The following is a 21,781-nucleotide window of genomic DNA, read 5'->3' on the forward strand; positions in this document are numbered from 1 at the left end:
TCCGGGCGGCCTGCATGAAGGAAGGCTTCAGTCGATCTGGATGTCGAAGACCGGCGGGGCCTTCGGGGCGGTCTTCACCCAGCTGTCCGGCTTGACGGGCACGGCCTCGGGCGTCTCGAAGTCGGCGCGCACGGCGGCGGTCGGCGTGACGTTCGCCATGGCGGCGTCCGTCGCGCGGCGCGCGGCCAGCAGGATGGAGTCCACCTCGGCGGAACTCAGGACGCCCTTGTTCTGCAGGGTGCTCAGGATGGCGAGCGTGAGCTTGCGGGTGTACTGCGCCTCGCGCAGCTCGGCGTCGTGCTGCCGGGCGGCCTTCAGCCGTGCGTCGCGCTCGGCGGCACCTGCACTCTGAGGGGGGGTCGGGGCGTCCTGCGTCATGCGTACAGGCTAGCGCACGCGCGCGGGCCGCGCTGGAAGCTGATGCTGAATTGTTCCTTCAGGAGTCCCGTGCCCGCCCGAGGTCCGGCCGGGACCGGCAGCCCGGGGGCAGAGGGAGCGCACGCTATACTCTGGGCTTATGCCTCGCCCCACCCGCAGCACCTCCCGCACCTCCGGTTCCCGTTCCGCCAAACCCCGCCCCGCGCCCCGCCGCTACGAGCACTTCGAACTGGAGGCACTCAAGGGTCTGGAGGCCGTGGCCGAAGCGGAACTGCGCGAGGTGCCGTACGTGCGCGGCGGCGGCCCCCTGCCGAGCGGCGGCGTGCGCTTCCAGTTCGCACCGGACCCGCTCGTGAAGAATGGCTGGGAGCGCCTCGCGCGCCTGCGCGGCGCCGTCGCCGTGTACCGCGTGCACAGCTGGGACGTGCCGCGCCCCAAGGCGCTGCTCGGGCATCAGGTGCTCGGGGAGGTCATGGCGTACCTGCGCAGCGTGATCGAGATGGGCGGCCACCAGAGCTTCCGCCTGAGCGCCGCCGGGAAGGACAGCGAGACCTTCACGCGCCTCACGCAGGAGATCGAGGAACAGCTGGGCCTGCCGCACCACCCCGAGGAAGGCGAACTGCTGCTGCGCGTGCGGCCCTGCGAGACGGAACCCGGCTGGGAGATCCTGGCACGCATCACGCGCCGCCCGCTGTCGGCCCGTGCGTGGCGCGAGTGCAACATGTCCGGCGGCCTGAACGCCACCATCGCGTACGCCATGCACCGCCTGAGCGGCCAGCGGGAACGCGACCGGATCTTCAACCCCATGAGCGGCAGCGGCACCCTGCTCATCGAGCGCGCCCTGATGGGACCCCTCGACGCGATCGTGGGCGTGGACATCGACCCGGACGCCGTGAAGTGCGCGCAGACGAACATCCGCGCCGCGAAACGCGAGATCGAGGTGGCGCAGGTAGACGCCCTGAACACCGGCCTGCCGGACCGCAGCTTCGACCTGGTGATCTCGGACCTGCCGTGGGGCGACGCGATCGGCTCGCACGGCGGCAACGAGGCGCTGTACCCGGCGTTTCTGCAGGAGATGGCGCGCCTCACGGCCCGCAACGGCCGCCTGTGCATCCTGACGCACGAGATCAAGCTGTTCGAGCGCGTGCTGGCCGCCCAGACCCGCTGGCACGCCAGGGAACTCTTCCAGGTGTACAGCGGCGGCCACTACCCGAAAGCGTACCTGCTGAGCAAGTAATACGGTTTTGAGCTGAACTTGTAGAGTTCAGCCGAGCGAAGCGAGCACCAACAAGTACGGTTTGGAGGAGATGGAAGGGATGTCGGTGCTGTTTCCGGCATCCCTGGAATCGGATCAAAACCGGATAAGACCAGATTGAGCTGACCTCCTGAAGTCCGGGCGGGCGCAGCGGGCACCGGGCGACAGGCAGCCGGTCCACCGGGGCGTGCAGACCTGATGGACCGGCTGCCGTGTGGGGGCCGGGTCAGGGCCGGAAGTCGAAGACGGTCATCTCGGCGGGCACGCCCAGCCGCAGCGGGAGGCCCGTGACGCCCAGGCCGTGCGTGACGTAACCGCGGATCACGCGGGGCGGCGTGACGGGCAGGCTGTGGTCGGCGTCGTCCGGCTGCATGGGGGCGGCCTCCACCCAGCCTTCCAGGAACTGCGTGCCGTACAGGCTGGCGCGCTTCAGCGGGCCGAGCAGCGGAACGCGGATCTGGCCGCCGTGCGTGTGCCCGCACAGGGTGAGCGTCACCTGCGGCGGGACGTGCGGCAGGTAGTCGGGGTTGTGGCTGAGCAGCAGGACCGCGCCGCCCGCGTACGCGCCCAGCATGGCGTGTTCGTCCTGCGTGCCGAACCACCAGTCGTCGATGCCCGCGAGGTACAGGTCGCCGCGCACGTGCAGGCCCGCGTTGTTGATGACGGTGATCCCGGCGCGCTGCAGGTCGCTGGCGAAGCGGGCGCGGGTGGCGGTGGTGTTGAGGCTCGTCCAGTCATGGTTGCCGAACACGGCGTACACGCCGAGCGGCGCGTGCAGGCGCGACAGTTCGCGCAGCAGGGCCGACTGCGGGCGCAGGCCGAGCGAACTGTCGAGGAAGTCGCCGGTGATCACGATCAGGTCGGGGCGCTCCGCGAGGGCGGCCGTCACCCAGCGGGCCACGGTCCGCGCGCCGATGAAGGTCCCGTAATGAAAGTCGCTGAGCTGCAGGACGCGGACGGGCGCGGTCAGGCCGGGCAGCCGCACGCGTTCCTGCCGCACCCGGAAGCGGTAGATGTTGCCGAAGGCGAGGCCCGCCACGCCGCCGAGCAGGGCGAACGCGGTCCTGGACAGGGAAGGGACGGGGCGCACGTCCTCTACCCTAGAGCATCGTTCGCCGGGCAGGCGTCAGCGGCGCCGCGCGTGGGTGCGGCATGAGTGCTCCCGAAAGGGCAGGCGGGCGGCGCGGCAGGTACGCTGGACGTGCGATGGTGGAATGGACGCTGGACCTGATGAACCGCCTGGGGTACGTGGGGATCGTGCTGCTGATGGTGCTGGAGAACCTCTTCCCTCCCCTGCCGAGCGAGCTGATCCTGCCTGCGGCGGGGTTCGCGGCGGCGCGCGGGGAGCTGCACCTGGCGGGCGTGGCCGCGTCGGGCGCGCTGGGCAGCGTGATCGGGACGCTGCCGCTGTACTGGCTGGGGCGCGCGGTGGGTGAGGAGCGGCTGGTGCGCTGGGCGGACCGCTACGGGCGCTGGCTGACGGTGCGCGGGCAGGACGTACGGCGCGCGGACGCGTGGTTCGACCGGTACGGGTGGAGTGCCGTGCTGTTCGGGCGGATGGTGCCGGGCATCCGCAGCCTGCTGAGCCTCCCGGCGGGCATGAGCGGCATGCCTCTCCCGACGTTCGTGCTGTACAGCGCCGTGGGGAGCGGCCTGTGGGCGCTGCTGCTGTCCGGCGCGGGCTACCTGCTGGGCGACCATTACGAGGTGGTGGGGCAGTACGTGGGGCCGGTGGGGACGGGCGTGCTGGCGCTGCTGCTGGGGTACGCGGTGGTGTGGGTGCTGCGGCGCCGCAGGCAGGCGTAGCGGCGGGCCCCGGGTGGGATTGGGGGGCCGCGCGGGTTAAGCTACCCCCGATGATGCGCGTTGCTGTGGCCGATGTCGGGACGAACTCCACCCACCTGTTGATCGCGGAGACCCGCCCGGGCGGCTTCCGGGTGCTGGACGCCCTGAAGGACCGCACGCGGCTCGGCGAGTGCCTCGACGCGGACGGGAACGTGACCGAGGAGGGCTTCGAGCGCCTCGCGCACAGCCTGGAGCGCTTCCGGGCGCTGGCGGCGTCGCAGGGCATTCAGGAGCTGCGGGCGTACGCGACGAGCGCCATGCGCGGCGCGCCGAACGGCGAGCAGGTCGCGCAGCGCCTGCGGGCGGAGGTGGGGGTGTACCCGGTCATCATCTCCGGGGAGCGCGAGGGGCAGCTCACGTACCTGGGCGCGTCGGGCAGCGTGCATTTCGGGCCGGACAACGTGCTGCTGGACCTGGGCGGCGGGAGCCTGGAACTGGTCCGGGGCGGGCCGGGCGGGCCGGGCGAGGTGCTGAGCGTCCCGCTGGGCTCGGTGCGGCTGCACGGGCAGTTCCTGGGCGGCACGCCCGACACGCGCGCGCCGCGCAAGCGGGACCTCGCAGCCCTGAAGGCGCACGTGCTGGCGTGCCTGGAGCCGCACCTGGACGCGTTCAGGCTGGAGCCGGAGACGCAGGTGTTCGGGTCGAGCGGGACCTTCGAGACGCTCGCGGCGGTCCTTGCGGCCCGCAGCGGCCCGCTGCCGGAAGGGGGTCTGAACGCCGTGAAGTTCACGGTGGCGGACCTGGGGGGGCTGCTGTCGGACCTGTCACAGATGAGCGCCGAGAAGCGCGGGCGCGTGCCGGGCCTCGACCCGAAACGCGCGGACATCATCGTGGCGGGCGCGGCCGTGCTGCACACGGTACTGGAGCGCCTGGGCGCCGCGAGCGTCACGGTGTCGAGCGGCGCGCTGCGCGAGGGCATGCTGCTGGAGTACCTGCAGGAGCAGGAGCACTGGACGCAGGGCCTGTCGGCCCGGCAGCGGAGCGTGCTGGAACTCGCGGAACGGTTCGGCGCGAACCTCGCGCACGCGCGGCAGGTGACGCTGCTCAGCCAGAACCTCTACGACCGCCTGCAGTCCCTCGGGGCGCTCGACGCGGGCGGGACGGGCGCGGACGCGGACGACACCACCCGCAGCCTCCTCAGTGCCGCCGCGACCCTGCACGAGATCGGGCTGCTGGTCGGGCAGAGCAGCCATCACAAGCACTCCGCGTACCTGATCCGGCACGCGGGCCTGCTCGGCTACGACCCGGCGCAGATCGAGGTGGTGGCGCAGGTGGCCCGCTACCACCGCAGGAGCGTCCCGAAGGCCAGTCACGCGGAGTTCGCGGCGCTCGGCGCGGTCACGCAGCGGCGAGTGACGCAGCTCGCGGCGATCCTGCGCGTCGCGGACGGCCTGGACCGCGCGCACACGCAGGCGGCCCGCATTCGCGGCCTGCACCGGGACGGGCGCGGCTGGGTGCTGCGCGTGTCCGGCGCGCACGGCCTGGAGCTGGACGGCGTGACGCAGAAGGGCGACCTGTGGGCGCAGACCTTCGGGCCGCTGCGCGTCGAGACAACGTGACGCTCCCCGCACCCGGGCGCGGCGGGACGGCGTGAGCAGCGTTCCGGAGCTGCTGCGGGCCGTCTGGGCGCGCGCGTGGGTGCGGCTGCTGGCGGCCCTGCTGGCGCTGCTGGGCGTGCTGCTGCTGGCGCGGGTGCTGCAGGGCGTGATCGTGCTGGCGGTCGTGGCGTTCGTGCTGGCGTACCTGTTCGAACCGCTGCTCCGCTGGCTGTCCCGGCACCGCGTGCCGCGCGGGCTGGGCGTCCTGCTGATCGTGCTGACCCTGACGGTCCTCGCGGGCCTGCTGGTGTGGGCGGGCGCGGCGCAGCTGGCGGGACTGCTCGGCGACCTCCCGAAGTTCGGGACGCAGCTCGCGGACCTCGCCACGCACCTGCTGGAGCGCCTGCGCGGCGTGCCGGGCCTGCAGGACGCACCCGAACGCCTCGGCAGGGCGCTGAACGCGCAGGTGAGCGCCCTGGGACGCAACGCCATGCCGCTCGTGCAGCGCCTGCTGGGGTCCGGCAGCGCCCTCATCGGCGGGGCGACGTCCGTGGTCGGCTGGGTGGGGCAGGCGGCGTTCGCGATCACGCTCGCGACGTACTTCATGCTGGACTACCCGAAGCTCGGGCCGAGCGTCCTGCGGCTCCTGCCGGTCCACTGGCAGGGAAACGCGCGGCGACTGTCGGGCGACGTGGCCGACTCCTTCGGCGGGTACCTGCGCGGGCAGCTGATCATCGGGGCGGGCGCGGGCCTGCTCGTCACGCTGGGCCTGCTGGCCCTGCACGTCCCGAACGCGCTGGGCCTGGGCCTGCTGCTGGCCGCGCTGAACATCGTGCCTTACATCGGGCTGGTGCTGGCCGCCATTCCGGCCCTGCTGCTGGCCCTGCCGGGCGGGTGGGTGCAGGTGGCGCTGGTGTTCGCGCTGTACTTCCTGACGAACCAGGTGATCGGGAACGCCCTCGCGCCGTACGTGCTGGGCCGCACGAACAACCTCTCCCCGGCGGCCGTGCTGCTGTCGCTGCTGGTCGGCCTGACGCTGTTCGGACTGGTGGGCGGCCTGCTGGCCGTGCCGACCGCGACGCTCCTGAAGCACTGGCTGGAAACGTACTGGCTGCCGAGCAGGGCGCACGGCCCGCAACCACCTGGGCCACCAGAGCAACCCGGCGGGCACGGCCCGGCCTGAACGCGGCTCCGCCTGACGTTCATCTGGGAGTGGCACAATGCAGGGCAGCCATGACCACTCCTGCCGCCACCAAGAAATCCAGCGTGCCCAAGACCGTCTGGGACCTGATCTTCACGCTCCTGATCCCCATCCTGATCCTCTCCCCGAACATCCTGGGGAGCGGCGTGAGCGTCGCGAACCTGATGGGCGGCGGCACGGGCGGCAACGTTCGCGCGTACCTGATCGCGGCCCTCATCCCGGTCGCGTACGTCGCGTGGGACATCCTCGTGAACCGCAACGTGTCGCCCGTCGCGCTGCTGGGCGGCGCGGCCGCCCTCGTGAGCGGCGCGCTCGCCTTCTGGTACGTGGACGGCTTCTGGTACGCCGTGAAGGACAGCGCCCGCTCGTACCTCACGGCGATCTTCGCGTTCGTGAGCATCGCCACGGCGTACCCGATGTTCCGCATCTTCCTGGACGCCGCCAGCATCGCCGAGTCCCCCGAACACCGCGCGTCCACGCAGGTCGTGATGCGCGATCCGGGCGTGGCGCGCGCACTGGTGCAGGCGACCCTGGTGTTCGGGCTGGTGGACGTGCTGGGCGGCGTCGTGAACAGCGTCGCGAACTACCACATCGTGGTCGCGAAGTTCGGGACGGACGCCTTCAACGCGCAGGTGGCGCAGGCGAACGCCGTGATGCGCGTGCCGGGCCTCGCCGTCTCGCTGATCGGGGCGGGCGTCGGGTTCTGGCTGGTGCAGCGCGCCGTCACCGCCCGCTACGGGGCGGGCGCGAGCCTGCTGGAGCCCGAGAAGCTCACCGCGAGACTGCAGGAGACCGGCGAACGCTGAACGCCCGCACCGGCATGACCGGCACGAGGGACCACAGGGCCGCGCCACACCGGGCGGCCCTGACCCGTCCAGGCCGACCGGCGCGGCCATGACGCCTCCAAACCCCTCCTGCGCTACATTCCGGTCATGCGTTCCCTGACGATCCTGGCCGCCCTGCTCGCCACGTCCTCCGCCCTCGCGCAGACGGTCGCGCCCGCCCGGCCCGGCACCACCACCGTGTACATCAACGGCACGCCCATCCAGGGCACGGTCGTCACGGTGGGCGGCAAGTCGTTCGTGCAGCTGCCCATGACGGACCTGCAGAAGTCCGGGGCGCTCGTGGCGGGCGGATCCGAGCCCATCAAGGCCATCCAGGGCTGCGCGGGCCAGCCGCTCTTCAACGGCGCGGTGCGCCTCACGCTGCTGTCCGCCGGACTGAAGGACGACCGGTACGCCGTGACGTTCCGCGTGGCGAACGGTGCACGGCGGGACTTCAACCCCGCCGGGGACGCCGACGTGAACTCCGGCACGCTCTTCGCGGCGAGCGCGGACGGACAGGTGCAGCCGTTCAACACCTGGGACGACACGGCCAGCCCCAACCGTCAGCTCACGCCCGGCGCGAACCTCACCGCGACCTTCACGACGAGCGGCCCGCCGCCCTTCACGGTCACGCGCATCCTGTACCGCCCCACCGACGTGACCCTCAGGGAAGGCCGACTGGACGGCCTGCCGTTCGCGCCGGTCAGCGCCATGGAGTTCGCACTGAAGTGCAAATGATTCTGCCCGCTCTATCCTGAGCCATGCCGCCCACCCTGCAGATCGACCGTGCCGAGCTGTTCGTGCTCCGCCTGCCCCTGAAGTTCCGGTTCGAGACGAGTTTCGGCGTGCAGACCGCCAAGACCGTGCCGCTGCTCGTGCTGCACGGCGGCGGGGACGCGGTGGGCCTGACGGGGCTCGGGGAGGGCGTGATGGAGGACGCGCCGATGTTCCGCGAGGAGACGGTGACGGGCGCGCTCGCGCTGCTGCGCGGCGCGTTCCTGCCCGCCGTGCTCGGGCGGAGCTTCGTGAACCCGCAGGCGATGACGCGCGCCCTGGACGGCTTCCGGGGCAACCCCATGGCGAAGGCGATGCTGGAGGGGGCCGCGTGGGACCTGTGGGCGCGGCGTCTGGACGTGCCGCTCATGTCGCTCTTGGGCGGGGTGCGGCAGGAGGTCGCGGTCGGCGTGAGCCTCGGCATTCAGACGGACGAGGCGGCGACGGTCGCGGCGGTGGAGCGGCACGTGGCGCAGGGGTACAGGCGCATCAAGCTGAAGATCAAGCCCGGCTGGGACGTGCAGCCGGTCGCGGCGGTCCGCGCGGCCTTCCCGGACATCCGGCTCACGGTGGACGCGAACAGCGCGTACACGCTGGAGGACACGCGCGTCTTCCAGGCGCTCGACACGTACGGGCTGGAGTACGTGGAGCAGCCGCTCGCATACGACGACATGGTGGACCACGCGGCCCTGCAGGCCCGCATCCGCACGCCGCTGTGCCTGGACGAGAGCATCGTGGGTGCCGCGTCGGCCCGCAAGGCGCTCGGGATGGATGCCGGGCGCGTCATCAACATCAAGCAGGGCCGGGTGGGCGGCGTGGCCGAAGCGGTCCGCGTGCACGAGGTCGCGCAGGCGTTCGGCGTGCCGCTGTGGTGCGGCGGGATGCTGGAGAGCGGCGTGGGCCGCGCCCTGAACATCCACCTGTCCACCCTGCCGGGCTTCAGCAAGCCGGGCGACACCGCGTCCGCCAGCCGCTACTGGCAGACGGACACCGTGCACGAGGCGCTCGAAATGACGGACGGTCACCAGCGCGTCCCGGCCGGAGCGGGCCTCGGCGTGACGCTCAACCGGGAGTTCGTGGAGCGCGTCGCGACCGAGCACGTCATGCTGGACGGCCGGAATTGACCCTCCGGTACGTGGTGCGGGCCGTGACGGACGCGGCCGACATGCGCGCCCTGGAGGACGTGCAGGTGGCCGCGTGGGGGTACGCGGACCGTGAGGTGCTGCCCGGCACGATGTTCCGCATCAGTGCCGCGAGCGGCGGCGTGGTCGTCGGCGCGTACCCGGAAGGGTCCGGCACGCCGTTCGGGCTGGCGTACGGCTTCCCCGCCCTGCGGGACGGGCAGGCGTGGCACCACTCGCACCTGCTGGCCGTGCACCCCGACTGGCGCGGGAGCGGCGCGGCCGTCGCCCTGAAGCTGGAGCAGGCTCGGCTCGCGCGCGCGCAGGGCCTCACGCGCATGACGTGGACCTTCGACCCGCTCGTCGCCCGCAACGCACGACTGAACCTCGGGAAGCTCGGCGCGCGCGCCGTCAGCTACCACCCCGCGTGGTACGACCTGCCCGCCCCCACGTCCGGCCCGGCCGTGCCTGCCGACCGCCTGATGATCGAATGGGACCTGAACGCCCCGCACGCGGAGCAGCCCGCCCCCACCCCGGACGGCGAACCGCTCCTGACGGCCCTCCCGGACGGCACGCCCGGACCCTTCACGCCCCGCCCCGGCGCGCCCCGTACCCTGGCGGAAGTGCCCACCGCTGCCGACACCCTGCCCGGCCCGCTGCGCCTCGCGTGGCGTCTCGCGCTGCGAGAAGCGCTCGGCACGGCCCTGCGGGACGGGTACGTCGTGACGGGCCTCGCACGGCGCGGCGACCGTGCGTGGTACGTGCTGGAACCCGGCCACGGCAGCGGCCTGTACTGACGGAAAGACTGGCCGGGCCACTTGGCTTCGTTGTGGATGGACCGGAATCCGGTTCAGTGGTTCATCGGCATGCCGTTCATCCCGTCCGTGCTGCCGGGCGCGACCGTGCCGTTCGCGGGGGGGACGGCCGCGCCGCGTTCCCTGAGCATGCCGGTGATGAGGTCGATCTCGGCCGTCTGGCTGACCACGATGGCGTTCGCGACCGTCACGACGGGCGGCACGCCGGACTTCAGGCCCTCCTGCGCCATCTGCACGCCGCCCCGGTGGTGGCGCAGCATGAGCTGCAGGTACCGGATTTCGGCCTGCCGGGCGGGGAGGGTGTCGAGGGACTGCACGTCCGCGTCGCTCGCCATGCCCATCGCGGCGCGGTTCATGCCCTGCATGGGCGCGTCCGGTCCGGAGAACGGCAGGCCCCAGATGTCCAGCCAGCCGCCCATCTGTCCGAGCTGCGCTTCCTGCGTGACGGTGATGTCCTGCGCCAGCAGCCGGACGGGTGCCGACACGGGGCGTTCCAGGATGTGCAGGCTGAGTTCCACGGCCTGCCCGTGGTGCAGGCGCATGTCGCGCGCGAAACGCACGGCGGGGCTGCCTTCCTGCGGGAAGCGGTGCGCCTGCCAGAACCACGCGCCGCCCAGGACCAGCAGCACGGCCAGGACGGGCCACAGGAGGCGGAGCGTCCCGCCGCGCCTGGAGGACGACGGGTGGAAGGTGGGGGGGCGGGCCGTCACTGCGTTTCGGTGGTGGAGTACGGCCCGTCGCAGGCCGCGCCGCGTTCGGGGGCGGTGGCACCCTGCTCGTACTTGGACAGGAAGGCCTTGACGCGCGGGTCCGACGCGTCCTGCAGGGACAGTTGCGCGTTCCAGGCGCTCATCATGACGGGCGCGGCCTGACCGGGGTACGGGGACAGCAGCGTGTAGCTGCGGCCGTCCACGGCGGCCTTCAGCTTGGCGACGTCACCGGCGGGCAGGCTCGGCAGGTACGTGATCCATACCGCGCCGTGCTCCATGCTGTGCACCGCGAACTGGTCGTAGAGGGGGTTGTCGTACACGCCGCACTTCTGCCAGCGGGGGTTGTGCGTGCCGCCCACCGGGGGGTGCTCGGTGTACGCGATCTGTCCCTCCTGGTGCTGACCACCCTGGTACTTGAAGGTCTTGACGCCAGTCAGGTCCCCGCCGGAGCAGGACGCGAGGATCACGGGGAGGGCCAGCAGCAGGGCACGGTTCACGAGCACATTATGCCAAGCGGTCCCGCCGGACGCGCGGGACGTTCCGCCACCCGCAGGGCGGGGGCAGGCAGGTCAGCCCGCGATGCTGCCGCGCGCGCGCATGAACGTCTCCTGCGCGCTCAGGTCGCCGGGCAGCTTGCGGTACACGCCGTCCGGCCCGAGCTCCCAGCTGCCGCGCGTGTCGGCCCACTCGGCCGCGACGAGGTCCAGCACGCCGTCCCGGTGACGGGGTTCCAGGATGGGAGCCAGCACCTCCACGCGCCGGTCGAGGTTGCGACTCATCCAGTCGGCGCTGCCGACGTACACGTACGTGGTGTCCGGACCGCCGACCGGACCGTGCCCGAACGCGTACACGCGCGCGTGCTCCAGGTACCGGCCCAGCAGGCTGTGCACGCGGACGTTCTCGGACAGGCCCGGCACGCCCGGCCGCAGGCAGCACACGCCGCGAATCATGAGGTCCACCCGGACGCCCGCCTGCGACGCGCGGTAGATGCCGTCGATCATGGCGGGGTCCGTCAGCTGGTTGATCTTCACGCGCGCCCACGCCTGCTCGCCCGCCGCGACGCGCTCCGCCAGCACCTGCAGCAGGTCGAGCAGGCCCGAGCGGGCCGTGTCCGGCGCGACCAGCAGGCGACCGTACTCCGCTTCGGCGTACCCGGTCAGGTGATTGAAGAGCAGCGCCACGTCCGCCCCGAGTTCCTCGTTGGCGGACAGCAGCGACAGGTCCGTGTACAGCCGCGCCGTCTTGGCGTTGTAGTTGCCCGTCCCGACGTGCACGTACGAACGCAGTCTCCCCTGCTCGCGCCGGATGACGAGCGCCACCTTGGCGTGCACCTTCAGACCGCTCACGCCGTACACGACGTGCGCGCCCGCCCGCTCCAGCTGCCGCGCCCAGCTGATGTTGCGCTGCTCGTCGAACCGGGCCTTCAGCTCGATGAGCGCCACCACCTGCTTGCCGTTCTCGGCCGCCGTCCTCAGCGCGCCCAGCAGGCGGCGGTCGTCGCCCGTGCGGTACAACGTCTGCTTGATGGCGAGCACGTCCGGGTCCACGGCCGCCGCCTCCAGGAACGCCAGCACGCCCGCGAAACTGTCGTACGGGTGGTGCAGCATCTGATCGCCGCGCTGCAGTTCCGCGAAGATCCCGTCGTCCTCGTCGCCCTCCAGGTCCGGAACGTGCGGCGTGAACGCCGGGTAACTCAGTTCCGGCAGGCGCTTCGCGACGTCCTGCGACGGGAACGCCATCAGGTCCGCCGTGCCGAGCGGCCCGTCCAGCTGAAACACGTCGTGATCGTCGAGCTTCAGCTTTTCCGCCAGGAAGCTCAGGAGTGCGGCGGGCATCTCGCGCGTCACTTCCAGCCGTACCACCGCCCCGAAGCGCCTGCGCCGCAGCCCGTCCTCGATGGTCGCCAGCAGGTCCTCGGCCTCGTCCTCGTCGAACTCGTAGTCGGTGTTGCGCGTCACGCGGAACTCGTACGCGGCCAGCACCTCCCGCCCCCGGAACAGTTCCTGCAGGTGCTCGGCGATCACGTCCTCCAGCAGCACGAACACGTCCCCGATCGGCACGAACCTCGGCAGCACGCCCACCGGCACCTTCACGCGCGCGAACTCCGGCTCGTGCCCCTCGTCGTCCCGCAGCTGCACCGCGAGGTTCAGGCTCAGGTTGCTGATGTACGGGAAGGGGTGGCTGGGGTCCACGATGAGCGGCGTCAGCACCGGCTGAATCTGCGTGAGGTAGTGCTCCCGCAACGTCACGCGCGCCTTCTTGCCGAGGTCCGCGACGCGTACGATCCGCACGCCCGCCGCGTGCAGGTCGTTCAGGGTCTTGCGGGTCGCCCGCTCGATCTCCCGCAGCATCCCGTGCGTCCGTTCCCGCACGAGCGCCAGCGTCTCGCGCGGCAGCAGTCCGTCCGGCGATTTGATCACCACGCCCGCCGCGATCTGCCGGTGCACGCCCGCCACGCGCACCATGAAGAACTCGTCAAGGTTGCTGCCACAGATCGCCGCGTACTTCAGGCGCTCCAGCAGCGGGTTGCGGGCGTCCTGCGCTTCGGCCAGCACGCGTTCGTTGAAGGCCAGCCAGCTCAGCTCCCGGTTCAGGAACACGCTGTCCTGCAGGGCACTGGTGGGGTGGGTCTCGCCAGGGGTGGTTTTCTTGTGTTTCATGTGACCTCTCGGGAACCTAGCGGGCGGGCGTCAGCGGGGAGTCAATTCCCGGCGCTGACGCCCGCCCTCATCCTGTAATCACGCACCCGGCCGGGGCCGGGAACCGTCAGGCCTGCCAGCGTTTGAGGAGCAGCACGGCGTTCTGGCCGCCGAAGGCGAAGCTGTTGCTCATGGCGTACTCGACCTGCTGCTGGCGGGCGTGGTTGGGGATGAAGTCCAGCGTGAGCTGCGGGTCGGGGTCGTTGAAGTTGATGGTGGGCGGCAGGATGCCGTCGCGCAGGGCCTGCGCGGTCGCGATGGCTTCGATGGCGCCGGCCGCGCCGAGCAGGTGGCCCGTCATGCTCTTGGTGCTGCTGACGGCGAGCGTGGCGGCGTGGTCGCCGTACACGGCCTGGATGGCAAGCGTCTCGTTGAGGTCGTTGGCGGGGGTGCTGGTGCCGTGCGCGTTGATGTACCCGACCTGTTCGGGCGTGACGCCCGCACCGCGCAGGGCGGCGCGCATGGCGACCTGCGCGCCGCGCCCTTCGGGGGCGGGCATGGTGATGTGGTACGCGTCGGCGCTGGTGGCGTACCCGACGAGTTCGGCGTGGATGCGCGCGCCGCGCGCGAGGGCGTGTTCGAGTTCTTCGAGCACGAGGATACCTGCGCCCTCGCCGAGCACGAAGCCGTCCCGGCTGGCGGTGAAGGGGCGGCTGGCCGTTTCGGGCGTGTCGTTGCGGGTGCTGAGGGCCTTCATGTTGCCGAAGGAGCCGATGGACATGGGCGTGATGGCGGCCTCGGTGCCGCCGGTCAGCATGATGTCCGCGAGGCCCAGCTGGATGGTGCGGAACGCGTCGCCGATGGAGCCGGAGCCGGTGGCGCAGGCGGTGACGACGGTGCTGCTGGGGCCGGTCAGGCCGTAGCGCATGGCGACGTGGCCGGACGCCATGTTGCAGATGATCATGGGGATGAACATGGGGCTGACGCGGTTCGCGCCGCGCCCGTGCGCGATGCCGGACTGCTCCTCCCAGGTTTCCATGCCGCCGACGCCGGTGCCGATGATGGTGCCGCTGCCTTCACCGGCGAGCTCCTCGCGGGTGAGGCCGCTGTCCTGCACGGCGAGGTCCGCGCCGATCAGGGCGAGCTGCACGAAGCGGTCCATGCGTTTGGCTTCGCGCGGGTCGAGGTGGCCGCTCAGGTCGTCGTTGATCTGTCCGGCGATCTTGGCGGGGTAGTTGCTGATGTCGAAACGGGTGATCGGTCCGATGCCGTTGCGGCCCTCGCGCTGCGCCTGCGCAAACGCGGCCTCGCCGATCCCGATGGGCGTGACGGGTCCCATGCCGGTGATGACGACGCGCTTCATTGCTGTTCCCCTGCGGGCTGGACGGTGATGTTCGTGCGTTCTGGCATAGTGACGGCCTCCAAATGCCGTAAATATACCGGACGCTTCCTGAACTCGCTCCAACGGGTGCAGGATGGGCCTTGAGGGAACGCTCAGGCGGACACGGTGCGGGGTGGAGGGGCACTGTGCGGGATGGAGAGGCACGGTGCGGGGGTGGGGGGTGCAATGCGACGGGGCGCGGTGTGACCGCGCCCCGAAGTGTGCCCGTGTGGGGTTACTGCTTGCTGGCGATGTAGTCGACGGCGGCCTGCACGGTGCGGATCTGCTCGGCGTCCTCGTCGGCGATGCTGACGCCGAACTTGTCTTCCAGACCCATGATCAGCTCGACGGTTTCGAGGCTGTCGGCGCCGAGATCCTCGACGAAGCGGGCTTCGGGCACGACCTTGGCCTCGTCCACGCCCAGCTTGTCCACGATGACTTCCTTGACCTGTTCAAATGTATCCATGTGATGACCTCCTGTGGTTGACAGTACCGGCCCAGTGTACACGCCCGTCCGTGAGTGCGGGGCGAGGTGCGGGCCGCGCGGCCCCGGCGTGTTCCTTCACCGTCCGTGCCGCCGCGTCCTGCGGGGGCCGCTCAGCGGACGAGGAGCAGGCCCACCAGGACGACGCCCACCCCGAGCCACTGGTAGCGGCGCAGGCGTTCGTGCAGCACCAGGGCGGCCATCAGGGCCGTGAAGACCGGGTACAGGTTGGTGAGGAGGCCCGCGATGGCGAGCGGTCCGGTGCGGGCGGCCAGCGTGAAGAACAGGTTCCCGAACACGTCGCCGGGGAAGCTGCCCAGGATCAGCCAGGGGCGCTGCGGGCGCAGGCCGCCCTGCCGCGCGGCGAGCGGCACGGCGATGAGGCTGCTGGCGAGGCGCGCGGCAGCGAGCGGCCAGAACACCCCGCCGCCCTGCGGGGTGGCGTGTGACAGCAGCACGAAGAACAGCCCGAAGCCCACGCCCGCCACGAGCGCGAGCGGCAGGCCGCCCCGTCCGCCGTGCGACGGGGCGAGCGAGAACACCACGATGCCCGTCAGGATGAGGGCCGAGCCGAGCAGGCGGGCGGGCGTGAGCGTCTCGCCTGCGAGGAGGCCCGCCGCGACCGGCACGACGGCGCCCATCGCGGCGGAACTGACGGACACGACGCCCATCGGGCCGAGCGCGAGCGCGCGGAAGAACAGCACGACGGCCGTCATGCCGATCACGCCCGTCAGGGCCGCCAGCCACAGCTGCGGCGCGTGCGGGAGCGTCTCGTGCGTGACGAGCGCCAGGGCGAGGTACGCGAGCAGCCCGAGCGGGTGCGTGAGCGCCACCACGCGAATGGCGGGGTTGTGGCGTGACGCGAGGCCCGCCGAGAAGTCCCCCACCCCGTACACGAGGGCGGAGATCAGGGCGTACAGGGTGGAGGCGTTCACCGCGTCACTCTAGCGGGCGGCGCGTGACCGGAGGGTCAGGGGCGCGGGGACTGCCGCTCGCCCTGAAGGTGCGGTTCAGGTGGGCTGGCCGAGGTATTCCCGACCGCCCAGGTACGGGCGGAGCGCTTCTGGGATGCGGACGCGGCCGTCCGCCTGCTGGTGGTTCTCCAAGAACGGCACGAGGATGCGGGGCGCGGCGATGCCGGTGTTGTTGAGGGTGTGCGCGAAGTGGATGCGGCCGTCCTCGCCCTTGTAGCGCAGGCCGGTGCGGCGCGCCTGCCAGTCGCCGAGGTAGCTGCACGAGTGCGTCTCGCGGTACTGCTGTTCGGACGGCACCCACGCCTCGATGTCGTACATGAGGACCTTGCCGGCGCCCATGTCGCCCGTGCAGTTCTGCACGACGCGGTACGGGAGTTCCAGGGCCTGCAGGATGCGTTCGGCGTTCGCGAGGATCGCGGCGAACATGTCGAGCGCGGCGGTCTCGTCGGCGTGCATCATCACGTACTGTTCGACCTTCTTGAACTCGTGCACGCGGATCAGGCCGCGCACGTCGCGCCCGGCGCTGCCCGCCTCGCTGCGGAAGGCGCTGGAGTACGCGGCGTACCGGACGGGCAGCTGGTCGTGCGGGAGGATCTCTCCGGCGTACAGGCTGTTGACGGGCACCTCGGCGGTCCCGGCGAGCATCAGGTCGTCGCCCTCGATCTTGTACACCTGGTCCTCGCCGCCGGGGAAGTGGCCGCTGCCGACGAAGGTTTCGGGGCGGACGAGGGCGGTGGTGCTGAGCATCTCGAAGCCCGCGTCGGCGAGCGTGTCGAGGGCGAGCGTCAGGATCGCCCATTCGAGGCGGGCGGCGTCGCCCTTGAGGAGGTACGAGCGGCTGCCGGACACGCGCGCCACGCGTTCCGGGTCGGCCCAGCCGTGCCGTTCGAGGAGCGCGACGTGGTCCTGCGGCGTGAAGTCGAAGGTGGGGGGCGTGCCTTCGCGGCGCAGTTCGACGTTGTCGCTGTCGTCGCGGCCGACGGGGACGCTGGGGTGCGGGATCTGCGGAACGCGCAGCAGGAGCTGCTTGAGGGCGTCCTCGTGCGCGCGGAGTTCCGGTTCGATGGCCTTCAGGCTCTCGGCGAGGTCCTTGCCTTTCTGGATGAGGAGGGGGCGTTCCTCGGGCGTGGCCTTGGGGACGAGTTTGGCGTTCTGGTTGCGTTCGGCCTGCATGACTTCGGCGCGCTGCTTCAGGTCGAGGAGTTCCCGGTCGACGCGGAGCAGGTCGTCGAGGTCGAGGTCGACGCGTTTGAGTTCGGCGGCGCGGCGGACCTCGCCGGGGTGCTCGCGGATGAATTTCAGGTCGAGCATCAGCCTTCCACCGTGCGCGGCACGCGGATGAAGCCGTCCTGGTGTTCCGGCGCGAGGTCCGTGACGGTCCGCCGGTCGAACATCTCACCGGGCTCGTCGGCGCGCAGGACGTTGACGAGGTGCACGGGGCGCTGCATCTCGGGGACGCCCTCGGTGTCGAGTTCCTGGAGTTTCTGGAAGTACCCGAGCATCTTGTTGAGGTCGTGGAGCAGGTCGCCCTGTTCCTGTTCGGTCAGCTCCAGTCGGCTGAGCGTGGCGAGATGCTGCACTTCGGCGGCTTCGATCATGGGGGGAAGTATAGCGGTGGGGCGCGCCCGGCCGGGAGCGGCAGCGTGGGTGGCGAGGGCGGCGGGGTGGGGCGCGGTTGAACCGGATGCAAACAGGTGAAAGGAGGGGTCTGATTTGCACAAACCCTGATTCTCGATACAGAATCACACCCCCCAAATCGCCACACTGTGGCATGCCCCTCTCGCTGGTCTGGTTCAAACGCGACCTGCGCGTCCACGACCACGCCGCGCTCACGCTCGCCGCCGAACGCGGCCGGGTGCTGCCCCTGTACATCTGGGAGGACGAGCAGCTCACGCACCCGGAGTACTCCAGCACGCAGCTGACCCTCACCAACGACGCGCTCGCGCACCTGTCCGGCGACCTCGCGCGGCTCGGCGCGCCGCTGCACGTCCGGCACGGCGAGGCCGCCAGCGTCATCGCGGCCCTGCAGGCACAGTATGGGTTCACGGCCATCTACGCGCACCAGGAGACCGGCAACGCCGTCAGTTACGCCCGCGACCGCCGCGTGCGCGCCTGGGCCCGCGCGCTGGGCCTCCCCTTTCACGAACCGCCGCAGAACGGCGTGATCCGCCGCCTGCGCGACCGGGACACCTGGGCGGACGAATGGGAGGCCCGCATGGGCGCCCCTCCGCTGCCCGCCCCGGGACGGCTGGACGGTCCAGCCGCGCCGCCCTTCGTGCCGCTCCGGCCACGCGCGGCGGGCCTGCCGCCCCTCACGCAGACGCTCCCCTGGCCCGCCGGGACCTTCGGGGAGACGCTCGCCCGCGAGACGCTGCACAGCTTCCTGACGGTGCGCGGCGTGAACTACACGCGCGAGATGAGTTCCCCGCTGGGCGCCGGGCACGCCTGCTCGCGCCTCAGCCCGCACCTGATGATGGGCACCGTCAGCCTGCGGACCGTGGTGCACGCCACCCGGCAACGCCTCGCGGCCGCGCGCGGCGACGCGGGCGCCGACCCGCGCTGGCTGCGGTCCCTGCGCAGCTTCGAGAGCCGCCTGCACTGGCACTGCCACTTCATGCAGCGCCTGGAGAGCGAGCCGGACATGGAATTCCACGCGCTGAACCGCGCGCTGCGAGGCCTGCTGCCCACCGAACTGGACGACGCGGCCCGCGAACGCCTGCGCGCGTGGACGGACGGCCGCACCGGCTACCCCATGATCGACGCGTGCATGCGCGCCCTGCACGCGACCGGCTGGCTGAACTTCCGGATGCGGGCCATGCTGGTGTCGTTCGCCACGCACCACCTGCACCTCCCGTGGCGCGAGACGGGCCTGACGCTCGCGCGCCTGTGGCTGGACCACGAGCCCGGCATCCACTGGGCGCAGGTGCAGATGCAGAGCGGCATGGTCGGCATCAACCGCCTGCGCGTGTACTCCCCCACCCGGCAGGCGCGCGAGCAGGACCCGGACGGCGACTTCATCCGCCGCTGGGTGCCGGAACTGACGGACGTGCCCACCGATTACGTTCACGCACCGTGGGAGTGGTCCGGCACGACCCGCACCGGGTACCCGCCACCCATCGTGCCGGAAACGGGCGCGTCCCGCGCCGCGCACGCCCGCCTGAACGCCGTGCGCGCCACGCCGGAATTCCAGGCGGAAGCGCGGCGCGTGTACGACCGGCACGGCAGCCGCAAGAAGGCCGCCCTGCGAGCCGAAAGAAACGCTCTGGGCCTCCCCCCCAAACCCCCACGCGCCGCACGTTCCGCTGGCGTACAAAGGAAGGCACGCATGAGTGACCAACCCGACCTGTTCGGCCTGACCCCCGAGGCCCCCACCCCCAGAGCCATCCAGCCCGCCGGACTGCCGGACAGCTGGCAGCACGCCCTGGAGGACGTGTTCGCCGCGCCCGCCTTCCACCAGCTGCGCGACTTCCTGGTGCGCGAACGGCGGGAGCAGACCATCTACCCGCCCGCGCCGGACGTGTTCAGTGCGCTGCGTCTCACGCCGCTGGAGGACGTGAAGGTCCTCATCCTGGGTCAGGACCCGTACCACCGCCCCGGGCAGGCGCACGGCCTGAGCTTCAGCGTCCGGCCCGGCGTGCCCGTCCCGCCCAGCCTGCGCAACATCTACAAGGAACTGCAGACCGACCTTCCCGGCTTCACCCCGCCCCGCCACGGCTACCTCCGCGCGTGGGCGGAGCAGGGCGTGCTGCTCCTGAACGCCGTCCTGACCGTCCGTGAGGGCCAGCCGAACAGCCACGCCAATCAGGGCTGGGAGGCCGTCACGGACGCCGTGATCCGCGCCGTGAACGACCGGCCCGAACGCGTGGTGTTCGTGCTGTGGGGCGCGTACGCCCGCAGGAAGAAGGCCCTCATCACCGGGCCGCAGCACGTCGTCATCGAGTCCGCGCACCCCAGCCCGCTGAGCGTCGCGAACTTCCTTGGCACGCGCCCCTTCAGCCGCGTGAACGCCGCGCTGCAGGAGGCAGGCCGCACCCCCATCGACTGGCAACTCCCGATGAAGGCGGAAGAATGACCTCCCGCACCGAGCTGCTCGCCGGAGCGTACCTGCGCCGCGAGGGCAGCGACCCGAAAAAGTTCAGGTACTTCTGGCCGGACGGCACGCCCTACAGGGACCGCAGCGGGAAAGAGCGCATCGCGAAACTGGCCGTCCCACCCGCCTACGAGGACGTGTACGTCTCCCCCGACCCGGACGCGGAACTCCAGGCGTTCGGGCGGGACGCCGCCGGACGACTCCAGTACCGCTACCACCCGGACTTCGTGCAGGCAGGCGCCCTCAAAAAATGGCAGCGCCTCACGCGGTTCGCCGGGGCGCTCGGCACCCTCAAGACCGTCACGGGCGCCGACCTCCGCGCCAGCGGCCTCCCGCCCCGCAAGGTCGCCGCCCTCATGACGCGCCTGCTGCACGTCGCCCGCTTCCGCGTCGGCAGCGACACCTACGCCCAGCAGCACAGGACGTACGGCCTCAGCACCCTGCGCCAGCGGCACGTGCAGGTCAGCGGCAGCACCGTCACCTTCCACTTCAGGGGCAAGCACGGCATCACGCAGCACAAGGCCACCACCGACCGCACCCTCGCCAGCAACATCGGCAAACTGCTGGAACTCCCCGGCCCTTGGCTGTTCCAGACCGTGGACAGCGAACGCAACCGCAGGCGCGTCCGCAGCGGCGAACTGAACGCGTACCTGAAAGAAGTCATCGGCCCGTTCACCGCCAAGGACTTCCGCACCTGGGGCGGCACCCTGCTCGCCGCCGAGTACCTCGCCGAAGCGGGCATCGCCGACACCGAGCGTGCTGCCCGGCAGACCCTCGTGGACTGCGTGAAGCACGTCGCCGCCGACCTGGGCAACACGCCCGCCGTCACGCGCAGCAGCTACATCTGCCCCGTCATCTTCGACCGCTACCTGGAAGGCAAGGTCCTCGACGACTACGAACCCCGAGCCACGAAAGGCGAAACGGACCTCGACGGCCTCACCCGCAGCGAAGCCGCCCTCAAACGCCTGCTGGAAAGCGAAAAGACCCTCAGGACGAGGCGGAAAAAGGCGGCGTAACAGCCGCCTGGACAGCTAGTGATACCGGTATAGATTCAGGGTGCTCAGCGGCATCAGGTCACTGAACCTGCACCCGTCACACGGTGTTGATCCGATTCCAGGGATGCCGGAAACAGCGAAGGCATCCCTTCTTGGGCAGAACGGACGCCCTGCAGGACGCCTGCCCGCTTCCATCTCCTCCAAACCGTACTTGTTGGTGCTCGCTTCGCTCGGCTGAACTCCAAACGTTCAGCTCAAAATCGTATCGTTTCTGCTTCAGCTCAGGTCTTTGCGCATGATGATGCTCGTTTCGTGGAAGCCCAGGCCGGTGTACAGGGCGCGCGCGCCGGTGTTGTGCCCGAAGACGTGCAGCTGGATGTTCGTGGCTCCGCGTGCGGCGGCGTCCTGTTCCAGCAGCGTGAAGGCCTGCGTGGCGTACCCGCGCCTGCGGTACGGGGCGTGAATCTCGATCTCGTACACGAAGGCGCTCGTGCGGTGTCCTTCGTGGCGCAGGGCGTACCAGAGGACGCCGACGTCCTGGCCGGTGGTGGGGTCGTGCAGGTCGAAGTGGTGGTGGTCCGGGGTGTGCAGGCCGTCCGGGCAGAGCATCAGGAATTCGCCTTCGGCGCGCGCCTGGGCGCTGGCGGCGTCCCACTGGCCGCTGCGGGTCTTTTCTTCGGCGTACCCGGTGGTGGCGTGGTTCAGGAAGCGCCGGAACGTGGCGTCGGTCATGGGGCGCAGTTCGGTCATGCGGTCA

General features: G+C 71.1%; 21 protein-coding genes. 10 read left to right on the forward strand and 11 right to left on the reverse strand.

Annotated elements, in window-relative coordinates:
• Positions 1 to 27: 27 nt before the first annotated feature.
• A complete protein-coding gene (locus IEY33_RS17710; RefSeq protein ID WP_188964624.1) occupies positions 28 to 378 on the reverse strand; it encodes a hypothetical protein in 351 nt (116 codons plus the stop codon).
• A 139-nt stretch (positions 379 to 517) separates the two neighbouring features.
• Between IEY33_RS17710 and IEY33_RS17715 the strand changes: the two genes are divergently transcribed.
• On the forward strand, positions 518 to 1,615 hold the full coding sequence (locus tag IEY33_RS17715) for a methyltransferase domain-containing protein (protein WP_188964625.1): 1,098 nt from the start codon (positions 518 to 520) through the stop codon (positions 1,613 to 1,615).
• Positions 1,616 to 1,859: 244 nt separating this feature from the next.
• On the opposite strand, the gene IEY33_RS17720 is transcribed toward IEY33_RS17715, so the two are convergent.
• Positions 1,860 to 2,723 carry a metallophosphoesterase gene (locus IEY33_RS17720; protein ID WP_229671134.1) on the reverse strand — a complete coding sequence of 288 codons (864 nt, stop codon included), beginning with the start codon at positions 2,721 to 2,723 and terminating at the stop codon, positions 1,860 to 1,862.
• Positions 2,724 to 2,839: 116 nt separating this feature from the next.
• On the opposite strand from IEY33_RS17720, the gene IEY33_RS17725 reads away from it, so the two are divergent.
• The 7 genes from IEY33_RS17725 to IEY33_RS17755 all read left to right on the forward strand — a co-directional run bounded on the left by IEY33_RS17725 (position 2,840) and on the right by IEY33_RS17755 (position 9,733).
• Complete coding sequence (locus tag IEY33_RS17725; protein ID WP_188964648.1) at positions 2,840 to 3,439, forward strand: DedA family protein; 600 nt, start codon at positions 2,840 to 2,842, stop codon at positions 3,437 to 3,439.
• A 50-nt stretch (positions 3,440 to 3,489) separates the two neighbouring features.
• The gene (locus IEY33_RS17730; RefSeq protein WP_306415624.1) at positions 3,490 to 5,037 is read left to right on the forward strand and encodes a Ppx/GppA phosphatase family protein; all 1,548 of its coding nucleotides are present in this window, start codon (positions 3,490 to 3,492) and stop codon (positions 5,035 to 5,037) included.
• Positions 5,038 to 5,068: 31 nt separating this feature from the next.
• Complete coding sequence (locus IEY33_RS17735; RefSeq protein ID WP_188964626.1) at positions 5,069 to 6,199, forward strand: AI-2E family transporter; 1,131 nt, start codon at positions 5,069 to 5,071, stop codon at positions 6,197 to 6,199.
• Positions 6,200 to 6,249: 50 nt separating this feature from the next.
• Positions 6,250 to 7,023 (forward strand): VC0807 family protein, encoded by a 774-nt coding sequence (locus tag IEY33_RS17740; protein ID WP_188964627.1) that lies wholly within the window; start codon positions 6,250 to 6,252, stop codon positions 7,021 to 7,023.
• Between the two features lie 126 nt (positions 7,024 to 7,149).
• Entirely contained in the window at positions 7,150 to 7,779 is a 630-nt protein-coding gene (locus IEY33_RS17745) for a hypothetical protein (protein ID WP_188964628.1), read from the forward strand.
• Positions 7,780 to 7,802: 23 nt separating this feature from the next.
• Positions 7,803 to 8,939: an o-succinylbenzoate synthase gene (gene menC / locus IEY33_RS17750; RefSeq protein WP_188964629.1), complete on the forward strand. Its 1,137-nt coding sequence runs from the start codon at positions 7,803 to 7,805 to the stop codon at positions 8,937 to 8,939.
• The gene (locus IEY33_RS17755; protein WP_229671135.1) at positions 8,936 to 9,733 is read left to right on the forward strand and encodes an acyl-CoA acyltransferase; all 798 of its coding nucleotides are present in this window, start codon (positions 8,936 to 8,938) and stop codon (positions 9,731 to 9,733) included. Before menC ends, IEY33_RS17755 begins: the two co-directional genes overlap by 4 nt.
• A gap of 53 nt (positions 9,734 to 9,786) precedes the next feature.
• Here the strand turns inward: IEY33_RS17755 and IEY33_RS17760 are convergent, their stop codons facing one another.
• The 8 genes from IEY33_RS17760 to gatC all read right to left on the reverse strand — a co-directional run bounded on the left by IEY33_RS17760 (position 9,787) and on the right by gatC (position 17,537).
• The gene (locus IEY33_RS17760; protein ID WP_188964630.1) at positions 9,787 to 10,461 is read right to left on the reverse strand and encodes a DUF305 domain-containing protein; all 675 of its coding nucleotides are present in this window, start codon (positions 10,459 to 10,461) and stop codon (positions 9,787 to 9,789) included.
• Positions 10,458 to 10,958 (reverse strand): thioredoxin-like domain-containing protein, encoded by a 501-nt coding sequence (locus tag IEY33_RS17765; RefSeq protein WP_188964631.1) that lies wholly within the window; start codon positions 10,956 to 10,958, stop codon positions 10,458 to 10,460. The genes IEY33_RS17760 and IEY33_RS17765 overlap by 4 nt, the downstream gene beginning before the upstream one ends.
• Positions 10,959 to 11,030: 72 nt before the next feature.
• Positions 11,031 to 13,121, reverse strand: coding sequence for a polyphosphate kinase 1 (gene ppk1, locus IEY33_RS17770; protein ID WP_188964632.1), 2,091 nt, complete (start codon positions 13,119 to 13,121; stop codon positions 11,031 to 11,033).
• Positions 13,122 to 13,227: 106 nt separating this feature from the next.
• Entirely contained in the window at positions 13,228 to 14,463 is a 1,236-nt protein-coding gene (gene fabF / locus IEY33_RS17775; protein WP_188964633.1) for a beta-ketoacyl-ACP synthase II, read from the reverse strand.
• A gap of 253 nt (positions 14,464 to 14,716) precedes the next feature.
• The gene (acpP, locus tag IEY33_RS17780) at positions 14,717 to 14,947 is read right to left on the reverse strand and encodes an acyl carrier protein (protein ID WP_188964634.1); all 231 of its coding nucleotides are present in this window, start codon (positions 14,945 to 14,947) and stop codon (positions 14,717 to 14,719) included.
• A 131-nt stretch (positions 14,948 to 15,078) separates the two neighbouring features.
• Complete coding sequence (locus tag IEY33_RS17785; RefSeq protein ID WP_229671136.1) at positions 15,079 to 15,900, reverse strand: DMT family transporter; 822 nt, start codon at positions 15,898 to 15,900, stop codon at positions 15,079 to 15,081.
• Positions 15,901 to 15,975: 75 nt separating this feature from the next.
• Positions 15,976 to 17,250, reverse strand: a complete 1,275-nt coding sequence (gene serS, locus IEY33_RS17790; RefSeq protein ID WP_188964635.1) for a serine--tRNA ligase — start codon at positions 17,248 to 17,250, stop codon at positions 15,976 to 15,978.
• Positions 17,250 to 17,537 (reverse strand): Asp-tRNA(Asn)/Glu-tRNA(Gln) amidotransferase subunit GatC, encoded by a 288-nt coding sequence (gene gatC / locus IEY33_RS17795; protein WP_188964636.1) that lies wholly within the window; start codon positions 17,535 to 17,537, stop codon positions 17,250 to 17,252. The genes serS and gatC overlap by 1 nt, the downstream gene beginning before the upstream one ends.
• A 173-nt stretch (positions 17,538 to 17,710) precedes the next feature.
• Between gatC and IEY33_RS17800 the strand changes: the two genes are divergently transcribed.
• Positions 17,711 to 20,011: a uracil-DNA glycosylase gene (locus IEY33_RS17800; protein WP_188964637.1), complete on the forward strand. Its 2,301-nt coding sequence runs from the start codon at positions 17,711 to 17,713 to the stop codon at positions 20,009 to 20,011.
• Positions 20,008 to 21,045 (forward strand): DNA topoisomerase IB, encoded by a 1,038-nt coding sequence (locus tag IEY33_RS17805; protein ID WP_188964638.1) that lies wholly within the window; start codon positions 20,008 to 20,010, stop codon positions 21,043 to 21,045. The genes IEY33_RS17800 and IEY33_RS17805 overlap by 4 nt, the downstream gene beginning before the upstream one ends.
• A 255-nt stretch (positions 21,046 to 21,300) precedes the next feature.
• Here IEY33_RS17805 and IEY33_RS17810 read toward each other — a convergent pair whose 3' ends face one another.
• Complete coding sequence (locus IEY33_RS17810) at positions 21,301 to 21,774, reverse strand: GNAT family N-acetyltransferase (protein WP_188964639.1); 474 nt, start codon at positions 21,772 to 21,774, stop codon at positions 21,301 to 21,303.
• Between the last annotated feature and the right edge of the window lie 7 nt (positions 21,775 to 21,781).

Origin of the sequence: Deinococcus aquiradiocola, assembly GCF_014646915.1 — a bacterium.
Lineage (GTDB): Bacteria > Deinococcota > Deinococci > Deinococcales > Deinococcaceae > Deinococcus > Deinococcus aquiradiocola.

Bases quoted from the DNA above. Each gene is read 5' to 3' on its own strand.
- IEY33_RS17710 (WP_188964624.1), bottom strand. From the start codon at position 378: ATGACGCAGGACGCCCCGACCCCCCCTCAGAGTGCAGGTGCCGCCGAG.
- IEY33_RS17715 (WP_188964625.1), top strand. From the start codon at position 518: ATGCCTCGCCCCACCCGCAGCACCTCCCGCACCTCCGGTTCCCGTTCC.
- IEY33_RS17725 (WP_188964648.1), top strand. From the start codon at position 2,840: ATGGTGGAATGGACGCTGGACCTGATGAACCGCCTGGGGTACGTGGGG.
- IEY33_RS17730 (WP_306415624.1), top strand. From the start codon at position 3,490: ATGATGCGCGTTGCTGTGGCCGATGTCGGGACGAACTCCACCCACCTG.
- IEY33_RS17740 (WP_188964627.1), top strand. From the start codon at position 6,250: ATGACCACTCCTGCCGCCACCAAGAAATCCAGCGTGCCCAAGACCGTC.
- IEY33_RS17745 (WP_188964628.1), top strand. From the start codon at position 7,150: ATGCGTTCCCTGACGATCCTGGCCGCCCTGCTCGCCACGTCCTCCGCC.
- menC (WP_188964629.1), top strand. From the start codon at position 7,803: ATGCCGCCCACCCTGCAGATCGACCGTGCCGAGCTGTTCGTGCTCCGC.
- ppk1 (WP_188964632.1), bottom strand. From the start codon at position 13,121: ATGAAACACAAGAAAACCACCCCTGGCGAGACCCACCCCACCAGTGCC.
- fabF (WP_188964633.1), bottom strand. From the start codon at position 14,463: ATGAAGCGCGTCGTCATCACCGGCATGGGACCCGTCACGCCCATCGGG.
- acpP (WP_188964634.1), bottom strand. From the start codon at position 14,947: ATGGATACATTTGAACAGGTCAAGGAAGTCATCGTGGACAAGCTGGGC.
- serS (WP_188964635.1), bottom strand. From the start codon at position 17,250: ATGCTCGACCTGAAATTCATCCGCGAGCACCCCGGCGAGGTCCGCCGC.
- gatC (WP_188964636.1), bottom strand. From the start codon at position 17,537: ATGATCGAAGCCGCCGAAGTGCAGCATCTCGCCACGCTCAGCCGACTG.
- IEY33_RS17800 (WP_188964637.1), top strand. From the start codon at position 17,711: ATGCCCCTCTCGCTGGTCTGGTTCAAACGCGACCTGCGCGTCCACGAC.
- IEY33_RS17805 (WP_188964638.1), top strand. From the start codon at position 20,008: ATGACCTCCCGCACCGAGCTGCTCGCCGGAGCGTACCTGCGCCGCGAG.
- IEY33_RS17810 (WP_188964639.1), bottom strand. From the start codon at position 21,774: ATGACCGAACTGCGCCCCATGACCGACGCCACGTTCCGGCGCTTCCTG.